Origin of the sequence: Erythrobacter donghaensis (genome assembly GCF_001557325.1) — a bacterium.
GTDB lineage: Bacteria > Pseudomonadota > Alphaproteobacteria > Sphingomonadales > Sphingomonadaceae > Erythrobacter > Erythrobacter donghaensis_B.
Genome location: NZ_LSJS01000079.1, coordinates 12,787 through 29,546 on the forward strand (window position 1 = coordinate 12,787; position 16,760 = coordinate 29,546).

At 69.2% G+C, this 16,760-nt stretch carries 17 protein-coding genes; 5 read left to right on the forward strand and 12 right to left on the reverse strand.

The genetic code is table 11. The annotated features are described in order from the left end of the window. The first annotated feature begins 130 nt into the window (after positions 1-130). Complete coding sequence (locus tag AX692_RS03940; protein ID WP_081095125.1) at positions 131-1,672, forward strand: Do family serine endopeptidase; 1,542 nt, start codon at positions 131-133, stop codon at positions 1,670-1,672. A gap of 94 nt (positions 1,673-1,766) precedes the next feature. Here the strand turns inward: AX692_RS03940 and AX692_RS03945 are convergent, their stop codons facing one another. The 4 genes from AX692_RS03945 to AX692_RS03960 form a co-directional block, all read right to left on the reverse strand. Further along, positions 1,767-3,923, reverse strand: a complete 2,157-nt coding sequence (locus AX692_RS03945) for a PBP1A family penicillin-binding protein (protein WP_073974858.1) — start codon at positions 3,921-3,923, stop codon at positions 1,767-1,769. 138 nt (positions 3,924-4,061) lie between these two features. After that, a complete protein-coding gene (gene msrB, locus AX692_RS03950; RefSeq protein ID WP_073974859.1) occupies positions 4,062-4,469 on the reverse strand; it encodes a peptide-methionine (R)-S-oxide reductase MsrB in 408 nt (135 codons plus the stop codon). A gap of 72 nt (positions 4,470-4,541) precedes the next feature. Beyond that, positions 4,542-5,210, reverse strand: a complete 669-nt coding sequence (locus tag AX692_RS03955) for a glutathione S-transferase family protein (protein WP_073974867.1) — start codon at positions 5,208-5,210, stop codon at positions 4,542-4,544. Positions 5,211-5,288: 78 nt separating this feature from the next. Continuing rightward, positions 5,289-5,687, reverse strand: a complete 399-nt coding sequence (locus tag AX692_RS03960; protein ID WP_073977055.1) for a hypothetical protein — start codon at positions 5,685-5,687, stop codon at positions 5,289-5,291. 110 nt (positions 5,688-5,797) lie between these two features. Here AX692_RS03960 and AX692_RS03965 point away from each other — a divergent pair, with 110 nt between their 5' ends. Then, entirely contained in the window at positions 5,798-6,190 is a 393-nt protein-coding gene (locus tag AX692_RS03965) for a VOC family protein (protein ID WP_073974861.1), read from the forward strand. Here AX692_RS03965 and metW read toward each other — a convergent pair whose 3' ends face one another. Continuing rightward, complete coding sequence (gene metW / locus AX692_RS03970) at positions 6,191-6,778, reverse strand: methionine biosynthesis protein MetW (RefSeq protein WP_073974862.1); 588 nt, start codon at positions 6,776-6,778, stop codon at positions 6,191-6,193. Further along, positions 6,775-7,875: a homoserine O-acetyltransferase MetX gene (metX, locus tag AX692_RS03975; protein ID WP_073974863.1), complete on the reverse strand. Its 1,101-nt coding sequence runs from the start codon at positions 7,873-7,875 to the stop codon at positions 6,775-6,777. The genes metW and metX overlap by 4 nt, the downstream gene beginning before the upstream one ends. Positions 7,876-7,984: 109 nt before the next feature. Between metX and AX692_RS03980 the strand changes: the two genes are divergently transcribed. Together AX692_RS03980 and AX692_RS03985 are read left to right on the forward strand one after the other, a co-directional pair. Next, on the forward strand, positions 7,985-9,082 hold the full coding sequence (locus AX692_RS03980; protein ID WP_073974868.1) for a pyridoxal phosphate-dependent aminotransferase: 1,098 nt from the start codon (positions 7,985-7,987) through the stop codon (positions 9,080-9,082). Next, positions 9,079-9,981, forward strand: a complete 903-nt coding sequence (locus AX692_RS03985) for a prephenate/arogenate dehydrogenase family protein (RefSeq protein ID WP_073974864.1) — start codon at positions 9,079-9,081, stop codon at positions 9,979-9,981. Before AX692_RS03980 ends, AX692_RS03985 begins: the two co-directional genes overlap by 4 nt. 135 nt (positions 9,982-10,116) lie before the next feature. Here AX692_RS03985 and AX692_RS03990 read toward each other — a convergent pair whose 3' ends face one another. The 6 genes from AX692_RS03990 to ftsE all read right to left on the reverse strand — a co-directional run bounded on the left by AX692_RS03990 (position 10,117) and on the right by ftsE (position 16,442). Further along, complete coding sequence (locus AX692_RS03990) at positions 10,117-11,568, reverse strand: DUF1501 domain-containing protein (RefSeq protein ID WP_073974865.1); 1,452 nt, start codon at positions 11,566-11,568, stop codon at positions 10,117-10,119. 19 nt (positions 11,569-11,587) lie between these two features. Continuing rightward, positions 11,588-13,414 (reverse strand): DUF1800 domain-containing protein, encoded by a 1,827-nt coding sequence (locus AX692_RS03995; RefSeq protein ID WP_073977054.1) that lies wholly within the window; start codon positions 13,412-13,414, stop codon positions 11,588-11,590. Positions 13,415-13,542: 128 nt separating this feature from the next. Continuing rightward, complete coding sequence (locus AX692_RS04000; protein WP_073973936.1) at positions 13,543-14,235, reverse strand: lysophospholipid acyltransferase family protein; 693 nt, start codon at positions 14,233-14,235, stop codon at positions 13,543-13,545. Beyond that, positions 14,232-14,762: a YdcF family protein gene (locus AX692_RS04005; RefSeq protein WP_073973935.1), complete on the reverse strand. Its 531-nt coding sequence runs from the start codon at positions 14,760-14,762 to the stop codon at positions 14,232-14,234. The genes AX692_RS04000 and AX692_RS04005 overlap by 4 nt, the downstream gene beginning before the upstream one ends. Positions 14,763-14,772: 10 nt before the next feature. After that, positions 14,773-15,714 (reverse strand): cell division protein FtsX, encoded by a 942-nt coding sequence (locus tag AX692_RS04010; protein ID WP_081095126.1) that lies wholly within the window; start codon positions 15,712-15,714, stop codon positions 14,773-14,775. Beyond that, positions 15,711-16,442 (reverse strand): cell division ATP-binding protein FtsE, encoded by a 732-nt coding sequence (ftsE, locus tag AX692_RS04015; protein WP_073973934.1) that lies wholly within the window; start codon positions 16,440-16,442, stop codon positions 15,711-15,713. Before ftsE ends, AX692_RS04010 begins: the two co-directional genes overlap by 4 nt. 189 nt (positions 16,443-16,631) lie before the next feature. Between ftsE and AX692_RS18780 the strand changes: the two genes are divergently transcribed. Further along, positions 16,632-16,760: MJ0042-type zinc finger domain-containing protein (locus tag AX692_RS18780; protein ID WP_196491761.1), on the forward strand; the 129-nt coding region annotated here is incomplete at its 3' end.

Genomic DNA, 16,760 nt, shown 5'->3' on the forward strand with positions numbered 1-16,760 from the left:
AATCGGCGTTCAGCCGCAACAGACGCATTTGGGGCCGCCGCCCCGGCGACGGGGCGGCCTCCCGCACGAGGGTTTCAGGAACGGCGCGGTAACCTTGCGCATTTCCGCAAAGGATAAGGACCAAGAGGACGTGAACAAAGTGCGCTATGTATACGGACTGTCGACTGCGCTGCTGGTGGGCGGCGCTGCCATTTCGCTGATCACGGGCTCGCCGCTGGGCGCACAGGTGGCGCAGAACGACGATGCGGTGATGAACCGCGTGGTCCCTGTCGCAGGCGCCCCGGCGAGCTTCGCCGATCTCACCGCGCAGCTCCAGCCTGCGGTGGTCAACATCGCCACCCGCCAGCGGGTCGAGGTGCAGAACAACCCCTTCGCCGGCACGCCCTTTGCCGAGCTGTTCAACCGCCGTCAGGGCGGCGGCGCCGAGGCCCAGCCGCAGACGCGCGAGGCGCAGTCGCTGGGCTCGGGCTTCATCATCTCGGCCGACGGCATCGTCGTCACCAACAACCACGTCATCAACCCGCCCGATACCCGCGCCAAGCTCGAATCGATCACCGTCACGCTGGCCGACGGCACCGAATACGAGGCCGACGTGATCGGCGCCGATGCGGCGTCCGACCTCGCGGTGCTCAAGATCCGCTCGAACAAGACCTTCCCCTTCGTCACCTTCGGCGATTCCTCGGCGACCCGCGTGGGCGACTGGGTGGTGGCGATCGGCAACCCCTTCGGCCTCGGCGGCACGGTGACTGCGGGGATCATCTCGGCGGTGTACCGCAACACCGGCCAGGGCGGCGCCTATGACCGCTATCTCCAGACCGACGCGAGCATCAACCGCGGCAACTCGGGCGGCCCGCTGTTCGACATGCGCGGCAATGTGATCGGCATCAACAACGCGATCTTCTCGCCCTCGGGCGGCAGCGTCGGGATCGGCTTTGCGATCCCCGCCGAAACCGCCGCGCCGATCGTCGAGAAGTTGCGTTCGGGCCAGGAGATCCAGCGCGGATATCTCGGCGTGCGGCTCCAGCCGATCGACGAGGATCTGGCGCTCTCGCTCGGCCTGCCCAAGCGCCGCGGCGAGCTGGTGCAGGTGGTCGAGGAAACCGGCCCTGCGGCCAAGGCGGGCCTCAGGTCGGGCGACGTGCTGACCAAGGTCAATGGCAAGGACGTGACCGCCGAGCAGACAGTCTCCTTCCTCGTCGCCAATCTCCAGCCGGGCGCGACAGTGCCGGTCGAGGTGCTGCGCGACGGCAAGCGGGTGGCGATCAACGTCACCCTCGGCAAGCGTCCGAGCGAGCAGGAATTGCTCCAGCAGAACCAGACCTTCGATCCGGAATCCGAGGAGCCGATGGCGCCGGGCACCTCGGACGAGACGATCGAGCAGAAGCTGGGCATGCAGGTCATGCCGATGAGCCCCGCGATCGCGCGCTCGCTCGGTGTGCCGGCCGACACGCAGGGCGTGGTCATTGCCGCAGTCGATCCGAACGGCGATGCCGCCCGCAAGGGCCTGCGCCGCGGGTTCATCATCCTGTCGGCCAATTACCAGCCGACGCCCACCGTCGAGGCGCTGCTTGCGCAGGTCCAGGCCGCGGTCGCCGACAAGCGCGAGGCGATCCTGCTGCGCGTCCAGCGTGGCAACACCCCGCCCGCCTTCGTCGCGGTGCGCCTCAACTGATCCGCGCCGGCCTCTGCAAGGCCAGGACAATGAAAAAGGCGCCGGGAGCCAACCCGGCGCCTTTTTTCTTGGTTCTGCCTCTCGGCCCCCGGCCCTATTGCGGCGGCGCCTGCGGCTGTGGGGGCGGCTGGGCCGGGCGGCGCGGCGGACGCTGGTTCTGCGGCAGGCTGCCGCCAGTCGCCTCCTCGAGGAAATCGCGGCTGGCCGCGGGCGGCGCATCGGGGTCGGCCTCGGGTGTCAGCGAGGGATCGCGCCGGCCGGGCTGCACCAGATTGCCCTGTTCGTCGATGTAGTAATAATCCTCGGGCTCGCCGAACAGCGCCTCCTGATCGGGTTCGAGCTGCCATTCGGGCTCCTCGAGCGTCACCTCGAATTCCTCGACCGGGCGATCCTTGACCGCATAGCGCATGTAGGCGGCAAAGGCCTGCGCCGGGGCGCGCCCGCCCTGGAGCCCCGCGACCGCCTTGGCATCGTCGCGGCCCATCCACACGCCGGTCGTCACCCCGCTGGAGAAGCCGATGAACCAGCCGTCCTTGTTCGACGAGGTGGTGCCGGTCTTGCCCGCCACCGGCCGCCCGATATCGGCCGCGCGGCCGGTGCCGGTCTGGACCGCCGCCTGGAGCAGATCGGTGATCCCTTTGGCCACGTGGTCGGGCACGGCGGGCGACTGGCGCTGCGCCTCGCGGCGGTAGAGCACCTCGCCGCTCGCGCCGGTCACCTTGGTGATGCCATAGGGCTCGACCGGCGTGCCCTTGGCGGCGATCCCGGCGAAGGCCTGGGTCATCTCGATCACCCGCATCTCCGAGGAGCCCAGCACCATCGAGGGGAAGGTGTCGATCTTGGAATTGATCCCGAAGCGCCGCGCCATCGAGGCGACCGTGCCGAAGCCCACCTCGTTGCCGAGCTGCGCCGCGACGGTGTTGATCGAATAGGCAAAGGCGGTGCGCAGGTCGGTCTCGCCGACATTGCGCCCGTTCGAGTTGCGCGGGCTCCACCCGTCGATGGTGACGGGGGTGTCGACCACCTTGTCTTCGGGCACGTAACCCGCCTCGAGCGCGGCGAGGTAGACGAACAGCTTCCACGCCGATCCCGGCTGGCGCATCGCGGCGGTGGCGCGGTTGTAGTTGCTGGCGACGTAATCCGTCCCGCCCACCATCGCGAGGATCGCCCCGTCACGGTCGAGGCTGACCAGCGCGCCCTGCGCCCCCTTGGGGGTGTTCGCCTCGATCGCCGCGGTGGCGGCGCGCTGCATGCCGATGTCGAGCGTGGTCCACACCTCGATCGGCTCGTAGGTTTCGGGCAGGATGATATCGAGCTGCGGCAGCACCCAGTCGGTGAAATAGCGCACCGAGTTCTGCCCGGCGTCCTGCTTCAATTGCACCGCGCTGACATCGACCTGCGCCTGATCGGGGGTGATGTAGCCCTGCTCGCGCATCAGGCCGAGCACCACCTTGGCGCGGTCGACCGCGGCCTGCACGTCGGCGGTGGGCGAATAGGAGCTGGGCGCCTTCACAAGGCCCGCAATGATCGCCGCCTCGCCCACGCTGAGCTCGGTCGCGGGGTGGCTGAAGAACTTGCGGGAGGCAGAATCGATCCCGTAGGCGCCGCCGCCGAAATAGACCTTGTTGAGGTAGAGCTCGAGGATCTGCTCCTTGGTGAACTTCCACTCGAGCGCCATCGCCAGCACCGCCTCGCGCGCCTTGCGATCCAGGGAGCGGTTGTTGTTGAGGAACAGGTTCCTCGCCAGCTGCTGGCTGATCGTCGAGGTGCCGCCGAGCCGCTCGCGGCTGCCGGTCACGCTCTCGATCAGCGCGCCGGTAAGGCGCACCGGATCGACCCCGAAGTGCGAGCGGAAGCGCTTGTCCTCGACCGCGATCATCGCGTTGGTCATGTTGTCGGGAATGTTTTCGTAAGTCAGCCATTCGCCGAAGCTCGGCCCGATCTCGACCAGCTCGCGCCCGTCGCGCGCGCGCACGAGGATGGTCTGGCCCGGCTGGGTCGCCTTGAGGGTCGCGTAGTCGGGGAGCGAGGAGGCGGCAAAGCCGACCGCGAAGCCGAGGAACACCAGCGCCAGCATCGCGAGCGCGCCGCCCCAGACGAACAGGCGCCTCAGCCACACCCGCCAGCGCGGGGGCGGGGTGCCGGCGCCTGTGCCTTTCGGACCGGGGGCAGGCGCCCGCGAGCGCTCCGCCGCCCCCCGGCGCTTACCGCGCGCGCCCTTGTTCTGCAACTCGTCACCCCTTCTCGACATGCCTCAGCCCACCTGATGCCGCGCCGAAAGGACACGGCGCGCAAAGCGGCCCCCTGCATAGGCAGGTTGTAACCGGGAATGAACCCGGGTTTGCGCAGGCTTCCCCGATACTCGGGGCGCATCGCCGCAGCGCGCCGCTCACCCCTGGTGCGGCGTGAAGACCAGCGCGGCCGAATTGATGCAGTAGCGCAGGCCTCCCTGCTCGGGCGGGCCGTCGGGGAAGACGTGGCCGAGATGCCCGCCGCACTTGCCGCAGCGCACCTCGGTGCGGATCATGCCGTAGGTGGTGTCGCGGTGCTCCTCGATCACTTCCTCGGTCGAAGGCTTGGTGAAGGCGGGCCAGCCGCAACCGCTGTTGTACTTGGCGGTCGAGTAGAACAGCTGCGTCCCGCAGGCGGCGCAGTGATATTCGCCCTCGTCGTAGAACTTGTCGTATTCGCCGGTGAAGGCGCGCTCGGTGCCGGCCTCGCGCAGGATGTGATACTGCATCGGGGTGAGCTTCGCCCGCCATTCGGCGTCGGTCAGGCTGCGGGGATCGTCGGTCATGGGGATACCTCTCTCATTGGCGCCAATATCGGGCCGAGAGTGGCATTACGCAAGCGACGTGGCTTTCGTTACTTACCCGTCCAGCAGCGCGTAATGCGGCGGCGGTTTGATCACGTCCATCCGCTCGGTCAGGAGGGGCCGGAAGCTCGGGCGGCTCTTGAATACGGCATACCAGCCGCGCGACTGCTCGTGGCCCTCCCAGTCGATCCCGCCGAGGTAGTCCGCGACCGAGATCTGCGCCGCGGCGGCCAGATCGGCAAGGCTCATGGTCGATCCCGCCACCCACGGGCGGTTGTCGATCAGCCAATCGAGATAGTCGAGATGCCCGTGCGCCATCTTCATCGCCTCGCGCAGCGCACGGCTGTCGGGCGGCAGGCGCAGGATGCGCTTCTTCATGCGCTCGGACAGCAGCGGCGCGGTGACGTCGGCGTAGAAGTTCTCGTCGAACAGCGCCACCAGCCGACGGATCTCGGCGCGCTGCGTGGCGGTGCCGTTGATCATCGGCGCGCGCTCCACCGTCTCCTCGAAATACTCCGCGATCGCCCGGCTGTCGGGGATGACGATGCCGCGCTCCTTGTCGGCGATCACCGGGGTGCGGCCGGCCGGGTTCAGATTGAAGAACAGGTCGGAGGCGGACCAGGGGTCTTCGCGCACCAGATCGAAGGGGATGTTCTTCTCGCTCAGGAGCAGCCGGATCTTGCGGCTGAAGGGGCACAGCGGGAATTGGTACAGCAGCCACATGACAGGCTTTTCCATGCCTTGTTTGCGGGCCCGAATCCAGCACCGGGCGCAGCACCCGCGGGGGATATGTCCGCTGCCTTACAGGCCTGCGGCGGTTTTCATCAAGGTGCAAGCGGGCATGATCGCCCTGACCCGCTCCGCGCCGCCTTCGCCCTCGTTGTCGTCGGCGGCGCGGGTGGAGAGCGCGATGATGTCCTCGCGCCCCAGGCCCGTGTCCTCCATCAGCTTGGCCATCACCCGCACGAAGAACTCGCGCCCGCCCGATGCCGCGATGTCGGGGTACTCGCTCCCGCGCGCATCGCCCGCCTTCTGCCAGCGGCTGACCGTGGCAAAGGCGACCGCGCAGCGGGCTGCTGCGGCCTGCTCGAGCGGGAGCGCGTCGAGGGTGACGATCGCGTTCGCCCCGGGGGCGGCGGGAGCGGGGCTTTCGGGCGCGGCCTGGGCAGCGAGCAGGGCGACGACAAGGGAGGTGAACATGGCCTTGTCTATGCTCACCAAGATGAACCCGTGGCTACAGAAATCTGCATTGCGAGCCGCCAGAATCCGTCCTAATCCGCAACCCGTCTTGATAGAGGAGAGGCATTTCCATGTTCAGCCACGTGATGCTCGGCACGAGCGATTTCGACCGTGCGAAGGAATTCTACGACACGGTGCTCGCAACGCTCGGTGCGGGGCCGGGCAACATCAACGCGGCCTCGACCGGCCACCGCCGCGCGTTCTGGTTCCACAATGGCGGGATCTTCGCGATCAGCGAGCCGATCAACGGCGCGCCTGCGACTTGCGCCAACGGCGCGACCATCGGCTTTGCCTGCAACAGCCTCGAGCAGGTGCAGGCCTTCCACGATGCGGCCGTGGCCGCCGGCGGCAAGTCGATTGAAGACCCCCCGGGCCCGCGCACCGGCGCGATGGGCACGCTGAACCTGGGCTATGTGCTCGATCTCGACGGCCACAAGCTGTGCATGCTGCACAGGGCCGGTTGATCACCGACTGAGTTCGAAGACCGCGAATTCGGCGCGCCAGTTAGCCGCTGGCGCGCCGATCTGTTTCTCGTTGGAGAAGAACCACGCGCGTTCGATCCGCGCGCCCTTCAGCTTCGCCAGATCGCGGAAATCCTCCACGGTGACGTGGTGGATGTTCTGCGTCTCGTACCAGCTCACCGGCAGCGCGCGGGTGACCGGCATCCGCCCCCCGAACATCAGCGCCGCGCGGGTACGCCAGTGGGCGAAGTTGGGGAAGGAGACGAAGGCCCGCCGGCCGACGCGCAGCAGCTCGTCGAGCATCAGGTCGGGCCGCGTCGCGGTCTGCAGCGTCTGGCTGAGGATCGCGTAATCGAAGGCCTTGTCGGGATAGTTGGCGAGGTCGAGATTGGCATCGCCCTGCACCACCGAAAGGCCCCGCGCCACGCAGCGTTCGACCAGCGCGCCGTCGAGCTCCATCCCGCGCGCATCGCACCCGCTCGCGCTTTCGAGCACCGCCATCAGCGCGCCATCCCCGCAGCCGATGTCGAGCACCCGGCTGCCGGGCGCGACATGCGCGGCGATCGCGGCGAGGTCGGGGCGCAAGCTCATTCGACGAAGCCCTTCACCACCCGGTCGAGCTGGTCGTGCTCGAGCAGGAAGCTGTCATGCCCGTGCGGGGCGGAGAGTTCGACGAAGCTGACCTTCGCCCCGGCCGCGTTCAGCGCATGGACCACGTGGCGGCTTTCGGCGGTGGGGTAGAGCCAGTCGGTATCGAAGCTGACGATGCAGAAGCGCGCCTGCGTGCCCGCGAAGGCATCGGCGAGCTTGCCGCCGTGCTCCTCGGCGATATCGAAATAGTCCATCGCGCGGGTGATGTAGAGGTAGCTGTTCGCGTCGAAGCGGCGGGTGAAGCCGCTGCCCTGGTAGCGCAGGTAGCTCTCCACCTGGAACTCGGCGTCGAAGTTGAAGCCCTTGGCCTCGCGGTCCTGCAGGCGGCGGCCGAATTTCTCGGTCAGCCCTGCTTCGGAGAGGTAGGTGATATGCGCCGCCATCCGCGCCACGGCGAGGCCGTTGTCGGGCTTGGCGTCGCTGGCGTAGTAATCGCCCTCGGCCCACGCCGGGTCGGCCATGATCGCCTGCCGCCCGACCTCGTGGAAGGCGATGTTCTGCGCCGAGTGGCGCGCGGTGGAGGCGATCACCAGCACGCGGGCGGCGCGCTCGGGCCAGTTGGCGGCAAGGCTGAGCGCCTGCATCCCGCCCATCGACCCGCCGACCACCGCATGCAGCCGCGCGATGCCGAGGCCGTCCAGCAGCGCGACCAGCCCTCTCACCATGTCGCGGATGGTGATGACGGGAAAGCGCATCGCGTAAGGCGCGCCATCGGGCGCGAGGCTGGCAGGGCCGCTCGATCCCATGCAGCTGCCGATCACGTTGGCGCAGATCACGAAGTGGCGGCTCGTGTCGATCGGCTTGGAGGGGCCGACCATCCGCTCCCACCAGCCGGGCTTGCCGGTGATCGGGTGGGGGCTGGCCAGATATTGGTCGCCGGTCAGAGCATGGCACACCAGCACCGCGTTGGACTTGTCCGGCGCCAGCGTCCCGTAGGTCTCGTAGGCGATCTCGCAGCCTTCGAGCACCTGCCCGCTGTCGAGCGGCAGGGGGTGGGGGATGCGGTAGACCGGGGAGACAGGCGGCGCGGCGTTCATGGGCCGAGCGGATTGGGGGAGCCCCCCGCCCGTGTCAATCGGCACGGCGGGCACCCCCTTCGTTTTCGCGCTGTATTCGGCAAGCCAAACTGGCTATCGCGGCGCTCCCATGTCCAGACCTGAACCCAAGCCCTGGATCGCCGAGATCCACGCCTATGTCCCCGGAAAGTCCAAGTCGGCTTCGGGCAAGCCGCTGGTCAAGCTGTCCGCGAACGAGAACCCGCTGGGCTCGAGCCCCGCAGCGCTGGCTGCGTTGCGCGCGGGTCATGTGGCGGCCGACTACCCCGATCCCGACGCGCGGGCCCTGCGCGAGGCGATCGCCGAGGTTCACGGTCTCGACCCCGCGCTGATCGTCTGCGGCACCGGCTCGGGCGAGCTGCTGCACTGCGCGGTGCAGGCGCTCGCCGGGCCAGGGGACGAGGTGGTATGCTCGCGCTACTCCTTCTCGCTCTACCCGCTGCTCGCGCAGAAGGTGGGGGCCACCCCCGTCTTCGCCGCACCCGAGGAGCACGCCGCGAGCGTCGACAACCTCCTTGCCGCGATCACCGGACAAACCAGAGTGGTGCTGCTCGACAATCCCAACAACCCGGTTGGCACCTTCCTGCCCCCTGCCGAGGTCGCCCGCCTCCACGCCGCCCTGCCCGCAGACGTGCTGCTGGTCATCGACGAGGCCTATGCCGAGTACGTCGATCCCGCCTTTCAGAGCACGGCCTTCGCCCTGGCGGCCAGGCACGAGAACGTGCTGGTCAGCCGCACCTTCTCCAAGGCCTATGGCCTCGCCTCCGAGCGGGTCGGCTGGGTCACGGGCTCGGCGCACCTCGTCGACCTCGTCAACCGTATGCGGGGGGCGTTCAACGTGTCCGTGAGCGGCCAGAAGGCCGCCCTCGCCGCGCTCGGCGACCAGGCCTTCGTCGCCGCCGCCCGCGAGCACAACACCCGCGAGCGCACCCGGCTGGCCGACGCCATAGCCGCCCTCGGCAACCACGGCATCTGGGCCAGCCCGAGCGAAGCCAACTTCCTCCTCGTCCACTTCGAGGGCGTCGTCACCGCCGCCGCTGCGCTCGAGGCGCTGGCCGAGGCGGGATACGCGGTGCGCCACCTGCCATCGCAGGGGCTTCCGAACGCGCTGCGCATCACCATCGGCACCGCGCAAGCGACCACCGACGTGATCGCCACGCTTCGGCGGCTGTGCGGGGAGGCGGGATGACCGTCCGCTCGCTCGCCATCATCGGCCTTGGCCTGCTCGGCGGGTCGATCGGGCTCGCCGTCAAGGCGCGGGGGCTTGCCGTCACCACCACCGGCTGGGACCGCGACCCCGCTGTACGCGCCCGAGCGGCGGAGCGGGGCCTCGCAGACACCATCGCCGATAGCCCCGAGACCGCCGTCGCCGGGGCCGACCTCGTGATCCTCTGCGTCCCCGTCGGCGCGATGGGCGAGGCGGCGCGCGCCATCGCCCCCGGCCTTGCCCCCCACGCCATCGTCAGCGACGTCGGCTCGTCCAAGGCCGCGGTCGCCGAGGCGCTGGCCGGGGCGCTCCCGGGGGCCACCATTATCCCCGCACACCCCGTCGCGGGGACCGAGCAGAGCGGGCCGGACGCGGGCTTCGCCACTCTCTTCGCCGGGCGCTGGTGCATCATCACGCCCCCCGAGAGCGCCGACCCGGAAGCGGTCGCGGCGCTTTCGGACTTCTGGACCGCGCTCGGCTCCAAGGTCGAGCTGATGGACGCCACGCATCACGACCTCGTCCTCGCGGTCACCAGCCACATCCCGCACCTCATCGCCTACACCATCGTCGGCACCGCGAGCGATCTCGAGAACGTGACCCGGAGCGAGGTCATCAAGTACTCCGCCGGGGGTTTTCGCGACTTCACCCGCATCGCCGCCTCCGACCCCGTGATGTGGCGCGACGTGTTCCTCGCCAACCGCGGCGCGGTGCTGGAGATGCTCGGGCGCTTCACCGAGGACCTCACCGCGCTCCAGCGGGCGATCCGCTCGGGCGACGGCGACACCCTCTTCGACCTCTTCACCCGCACCCGCGCGATCCGCCGCGCGGTGATCGAGCAAGGCCAGGACGACGAGCGCCCGGACTTCGGCCGGGATCACTGAGCAGGCAGCCCCGCACGTTCATCCCAGTGCCTGCACGAGCCCCATGAGCCACTGCACGGACGCAAAAGCCACCCCCGCGGGAGGCTCCTTTGACCGGCGGGCCAGGGCTTGGGCGGCGCGGGGCCGCCCCGGATCCTACCGGTTCGCTGCTGCAGTGGCCGTCGACGCGGGCGCCATGAAGCCGAGGTCGGGCGAGGCGAAGCGCCCGATATTGGGCGCGACCGAGGTCAGTTCGGACGGGGCGACGCCGAACCACAGGCCAAGCGTCGAGGACAGCTCGTCGACCGAGGTGGTCGGCAGCAGCCGCCCCTGCCCGACCTGGTCATCGCTGGTCACCGAAACCTGCGGCGCGCGGCCATAGAACCGCCCCCCGCGCACCCCGCCGCCAACGATGAAGTGATGCGCGCCCCAGCCGTGATCCGACCCGTCGCCGTTCGAGGACAGGGTGCGCCCGAAGTCCGAGGCGGTGAAGGTCGTGACGTTGCTGGCAACGCCCAGTTCCACGGTCGCGCGGTAGAAGGCATCCATCGCGAAATCGACCTGGGCCAGCAGGGCCTCGTGGGTGCCGATCAGCCCGTCGTGGTTGTCGAACCCGCCGAGCGAGACGAGGAAGACCTGCCGCGTCACCCCGATGCGCCCGCGCGCCGCGATCAGTTGGGCCACCACCCGCAGCTGATCGGCCAGCCGGTTACCGGTGCCGAAGCTGGTGTTGATGGTCACGCCGCGCAGCGCGTCGTTGATGAAGGTGCCGAACTGGATCGAGCGGCCATTGACCTGCGCATAATCGGCGGCGAGCACATTGCCCGCACCGCTGCGCAGGATGGTGTCCAGCGCCTGCGAGGCGGCAGCGGAATTGAACAGCCGCCCGGTCTGGAGCGGGTTGTAGAGCGTCGCCCCGGAAGACGAGACCTGATAGGGCACCGCGGTCTGGCCGCTCAGGAACACTGCGTTGCCGGTGGCATTGATCGCGGTGAACATCGCGTTGGTGTTCGAGGTCAGCGCCAGATCGCCCATGCGCCCGCCCCATCCGGTGCGCGAGCCTTCGGGCTGCGAGCTCTGCCAGGTCGATTGCTGGTCGTTGTGCGAGAACAGTTTGGCGGGGCGCGGTACCACGCCCGCATCGTACTGGGCGCGGGTCAGCGGCTGGATCAGCGGGCCGACATTGAGCAGCGGGGCCATCGCGCCGGCATCGAACAGCGCCTTCATCCGCGGCATGGTGGGCGCGAGCGCATAGGTGATGTCGTCGGTCAGCCGCTGGTCCGACGGGGTGGCGAGCACGGTGTTCGCCAGGGCATTGCGGCCAAGGGCAATGCCCGATGCCTCTTCCGAACCCGCAGTCCCGCGGATCGCGGCATAGCGGGCGTAGTTCGCCGCATCGAAGGGTATGAGCGTGTTGCCGTGATCGTTCCCGCCATAGAGGAACACGCAGACCAGCGCCTTGTACCCGCCGCTGTTGCTGAAGGCCGCCGCTTCGGCAAGCCCGGCAAGATCCAGCGCGTAGGACGCCGCGCCCCCCATCATCGCCAGCTGTGCCGACCGCCGCAGGAATGCCCGCCGCTCGATCTCGAGCCCCTTGCCGATAAACATGTCCGCGTCCCCCGAAGCTTTATTTCTGAACCAGATAGTCGGTCGATGCGAGGATCAGCGCGACCCCGATCTGCACCCGCCGCAGTTTTTCGGCATTGGAGGAGGCAGCGGTCAGCGCCACGTCGTCCATCGCGCTGCGGATGGTGTCGCGCACGCTCTGGCTGAGCTGGCGTCCGGTCAGCAGCAGATCGAGCCGGTCGAGCAGCGCGGCGCTGTCCTGCGCGATGGCGATCTCGGCGGTGAAATCGAGCGTGATGTCGGCGACGGGTGCGCGGCCGCCAGTTATCGCGCGCTCGAGGAAATTGACATAGCCTGCCACCGAGGTCTCGTTGACCAGCTGGAATTCGGGCGCGAGCAGGCCGCGATTGGCGATCTCGGAATTGGCGGGGAAATAGCCCGGGCGGAAGAAGTTGAACACCGAGGGCGAGCGCAGCGGGCTCTGGCCGAGGCCCGTGGCCGGATCGCTGAGATCGGCCACCTGCCAGTTGCCGCTGTTCGATCGCGCCGCGAAGGTCCGCGCCAGCTGCGCAAAGCGCAGCACCGGCTCGCGCAGCTTGCCGAAATTGGCGTTGGCGAGATTGGCCGGATCGAGCGCCTCGTTGTCGGTGAGGATCGCCTTGAACACCGCCGCAAGATCGCCGCGCCGGCCCTGCCCGTTGTTGGCGAACACCGCTGCCACCCGTCCGACATAGGCCGGCGAGGGATTGCTGGTCACCAGCCGCTGGATCATCTGCCTGGCGAAGAAGGGGCCGACATTGGCGTGATTGAACAGATGGTCGAGCGCGAGCCGCAGGCTGTCGGCAGCATTGGTGTTCGCCGGGATGGTGAGGCCGAGGAAGGTCTTGGCCTCGGGCGAGTGGAACCCGGTGGTGCGCGCCGGCACCCAGCGCGTCGGGTCGGCGGTCATGGGGCGGCGGGTGAATTCGGGGTCGATGATCTGCCGCGGACCGCCGATCTCGGTGGTGAAGGCAAGGCCGGCGCGGTCGAAATCGTAGCCGGTGAAGACCCGCGCGAGGTTGCTGACATCGGCGCTGGTGTAGGTCTCGACCGGGTTGCCGCCGTTCATCCTGAGCGTGCCGTCGGCATTGAGCTCGAACAGGCCGATGGTGAACAGCTGCATCACCTCGCGCGCATAGTTCTCGTCGGGCACCCGGCCCGAGCCGTCGGCGCGGCGGTTGCCGCGGGTGTTGAGGAACACGCCCATCGCCGGATTGAGCGTGATGTCCTGCAGCAGATCGCGGAAATTGCCGAAAGCGCGGGCGTTGAGCGTGTCCCAATAGGCGGCGATCGCCGGTGCGCGCCACACCATGTCGATGCCGGTCAGCGAGACGACGAAGAACTCGGACAGGGCAAAGGCGATGCGCTTGCGCACCGGGTTGCCGCCCGAGAGCAGCTGCGACCAGATCATGTAGTCGCCGGTGATCGTGCCGTCGAAGAAGCGTGCGGCGGTGACCTGATCGAAGCCGCGCGCGGACAGGAAGCCGGCACCGGTCTGGTCGTTGGCGGTTCGCATCTGGCGATCGAGCCAGGGCTCGAAGCCTTCGCTTCGCAGTTCGGCGATCGCGCCGGGCGAGGCCGAGAGGGAGGCCTGGAGCAGGAAGCGCGCCGCTTCGGCATCGGTCTGCGGCTTGCGCGCGGTGGCGACCGGCGGACCGCCGCCGCCGGTTCCGCCCGTGCCGCCGCCGTCTCCGCCGCCGCCGCAGGCCGCTGCAGCCAGCGCCAGCGCACTTGCGGCAACCGGCTTGACCGTCGCCGCACCCGGCGTTTCGCCTGCTACCGGACGCAGCGCCTGTGCGCCCTCTGCACCTGTCTGTCCGGCCGGCGCTTCATCATCCGCGAGATACATTGGAACGTGCCCCTTCGGTGCCGCAACGCACGATGGCTAGGTTCCCTTCGTTGCTATCCGATTAAAAATGCAACCGATCCGCAGCGACCCCGGGATTTGCCTCGGCGGGGCGCCTGCCCCTTGCGGCCCTACCCGTTCAGCGCGTTGATCGCCTTGTGCACCCGCGCTTCGACGTCCTCGCGCGGGAGGCCTGCGGGGATCGTCTCGCCGACCTTGTAGGTGATCCGCCCCGGGCGCTTGATCGGGTGGTGGTAGAGCCGCCCGCTATTCACCGCGATCGGCACCACCGGCAGGCGCAGCAGCTTGTAGAGCCCGGCGAAGCCCGCTTGCAGGGGCGGCTGCGTGCCGTGGGGGACGCGGGTGCCCTCGGGGAAGATGACGAGGGGGCGGCCCGCCTCGACCCGTTCCCTGGCGCTCGCGATCATCGCCCGCAGCGCCTTCGCCCCCTCCTCGCGCGCCACGGGGATGAGGCCGTAGACCAGCGCGGAATAGCCCCAGCCGGGGATGCGGAACAGCTCCTGCTTGGCGAAGACCGCGGGGTGGGCGAACAGGCGCGGGGTGTCGATCGCCTCGAAGAAGGCCTCGTGCTTGAGCGCGATCAGGACAGGCCCCTGCGGCAGCGCGCCCTCGAGCACCACCTCGATCCCGAGCAGCCGCTCCACGCACCACAGGTGCCACGCCCCCCAGCGCGCGACGATCCCGGCGAGCCATGCGGGCCGCGCCGCGACCGCGATTACCGATGCGATCACCAGCAAGGCGCTACCGCCATAGAACAGGGCGTAGAAGACGAGCGAGCGGAGGCCTGCGAGCAGCGTCCTCAAAGGTCGGCGATCCCCGCCGCGCGGCTCGCGATCAGCTTGTGATATTCGAGGAACAGCGTGCCGAGATCGGGCTGCGAGGGCACCGCGTCGCGCACCACGGTGACGAATTCGGGGAGGGCACGGTCAAGCTCTCCAGCGGCGCGGCGCATGTGCCAGTCGGTGGTGACGAGGCGCAGCGAGCGGACCTCGTTCTGCGCCACCCACTTGGCGGTTTCCGAGGCGTTGGAACGGGTGTCGACCGCGGCAAAGCCGAGGGTGACGCAGCACGCCATGGTGCGCGGGGAGACGCCGAACTGGGCTGCGAATTCCTGCGGGCGGACCTCCCGGTCGACCCCGCTCACCAGCATCCGCTTGGCGAGCCCCCGGTCGAGCACGGCGAGCCCGCGCGCGATCCGCCCGGGGCCGCCGGTGGGGACGATCACCGCATCGGTCGTCACCCCGTCGGAAGGCTTGGGCAGGAACACGACGAACCACAGGAAGCCGAGTGCCCAGACAAGGAACAGGAGAGAGAGGGCACGCCGGAACATCGCCAGGCCCCTACAGCATGTCCTTGAGGGCAAGCGCAATGGTGATGCGCGCGGTCAGGCCCGCCAGCAGCACGCCTGCCAGCGGAATCGCGCCGATCACCAGCCAGTCGGCGAACACCAGGCCGCCGCCGCTCACCATCCCGCTGCCCAGGGCGGCGAATTGCCGGCCGAGCAGCCACACCGCCGCGACCCCGAGTCCCGCGCCCAGGGCCGCGCCGAAGATCGCCTCGCGCAGCACGTCGCGCAGGAAGACGGAGGTGATCTGGCGCTGGCTGGCACCGAGCAGGTGCATGATCTCGACCGTGTCGCGCGCCGCCGCAAAGGCGTTCCTTGCCGCGAGCCACACCGCCGCCGCGGTCGCCAGCGCGACCAGCGCCACCAGACCGAGCGCGAGCCATTGCAGCGCCGCGAGCGCATCGGTGACCGGCCGCAGGAAATCGCCCTGCGCATCGACCCGCGCGCCCGGCACCGCGGCCTTCACTGCCGCCTCGATCCGCGCGACTTCGGCCGGCCCCGCGCTCGCGGCGAGATCGACGTCGATCAGCGCCGGGATCGGCACGTCGCCACTGGCAGCGCCCTCGCCCAGCCACGGCTCGAGCATCGCGGCGAGTTCGGCCTCGGGCACGGCGCGCACCGCGGTGACGCCGGCGAGGCCGGTCAGCACCTTGACCGCCGCGGCGGTCCGCGCCTCGCGCAGATCGGGGTTGGGCTCGATCACCTGCACGCTCACCGCGCTCGACAGCCCCGCGCTCGCTGCCGTGGAGAGGTTGCGCAGGGCAAGGCCTCCGGCGGCGGCGATCACCACCAGCGCGATCAGGATCGCGATCACCCAGGGGATCGGCCCGGTCAGGCGCTGCGGCGGCAGCAGCCGCGCCGCGGCGCGCCCGCGCGGGCGCTCGGGCGCGGGCTCGCCGTCCTCGGCCTCGGCAGGGAGCGGGGGGAGCGTGCTCACGGTGCCGAGCTCCCGCCCGGCATGGGCGGATAGCGCAGCGCGCCGGTCGGGTCGGAGAGCTGGCCCTTGTGGAGGCGCATGATGAGCGAATCCGGCACCTTCTTGAGCAGGTGCACATCGTGGGTCGCGACCACCACCGTGGTGCCGACGCGGTTGTTCAATGCCTCGAACAGGCGGAGCAGCTTCAGCGCCATGTCGGGGTCGACGTTGCCGGTCGGCTCATCGGCGATCAGCATCTTCGGCCGGGCGATCACCGCGCGGGCGATGGCGACGCGCTGCTGCTCGCCCCCCGACAGGCTCGGCGGGTCGGCATGGGCGCGGTGCGCAAGGCCGACCCAGTCGAGCATGTCGCCGACTGCGCGCTGCACCTTCTTCTCCTCGGCACCCGCCAGCCGCAGCGGCAGGGCGACATTGTCGAAGGCGGTGAGATAGGGGACGAGGCGGAAGTTCTGGAACACCACCCCGAGCCGGCGGCGCAGCTCGGGCAGGCGGCTCTGGGGCATGGTTACCAGATCCTGCCCGAACATCCGGATCGCCCCGCGCGAGGGGCGCTGCGCGAGGTAGAGCATCTTGAGCAGGCTGGTCTTGCCCGCGCCGCTCGCCCCGGTGAGGAAGTAGAAGCTGCCGGGGTAGAGCGTGAAGGACAGGTTGCTCAGCACCTCGGGATCGGTGCCGTAGCGCAGCCCGACATTGTCGAATTTCACATGGCCCGCGAGATTTTCGCTCATGCAGGCGCACCTAACAGGGGGGCACGCCTGCGAAAAGCCGAAGAACGCCCGGGCGGGGCCGGTGAAGGCGATTTACACCCCGCAATCTTGGCGCAATCACGCCCCAATGTGGAAAACGCGGGGTAAATAGGGGCGTGTGTTGCGCGCGCTCTTGTGCGAAAAGGCGCGAGGACTATTGCCGTTTGTGACATGATCATTGCCTGCCCAGCTTGCGGCACCCGCTATGCAGTGCCCGATGCTGCCATCGGCAGCGAGGGCCGCACCGTGCGTTGCGCCAAGTGCAAGCACAGCTGGCACCAGAATCCGTCCGCCGCCCCC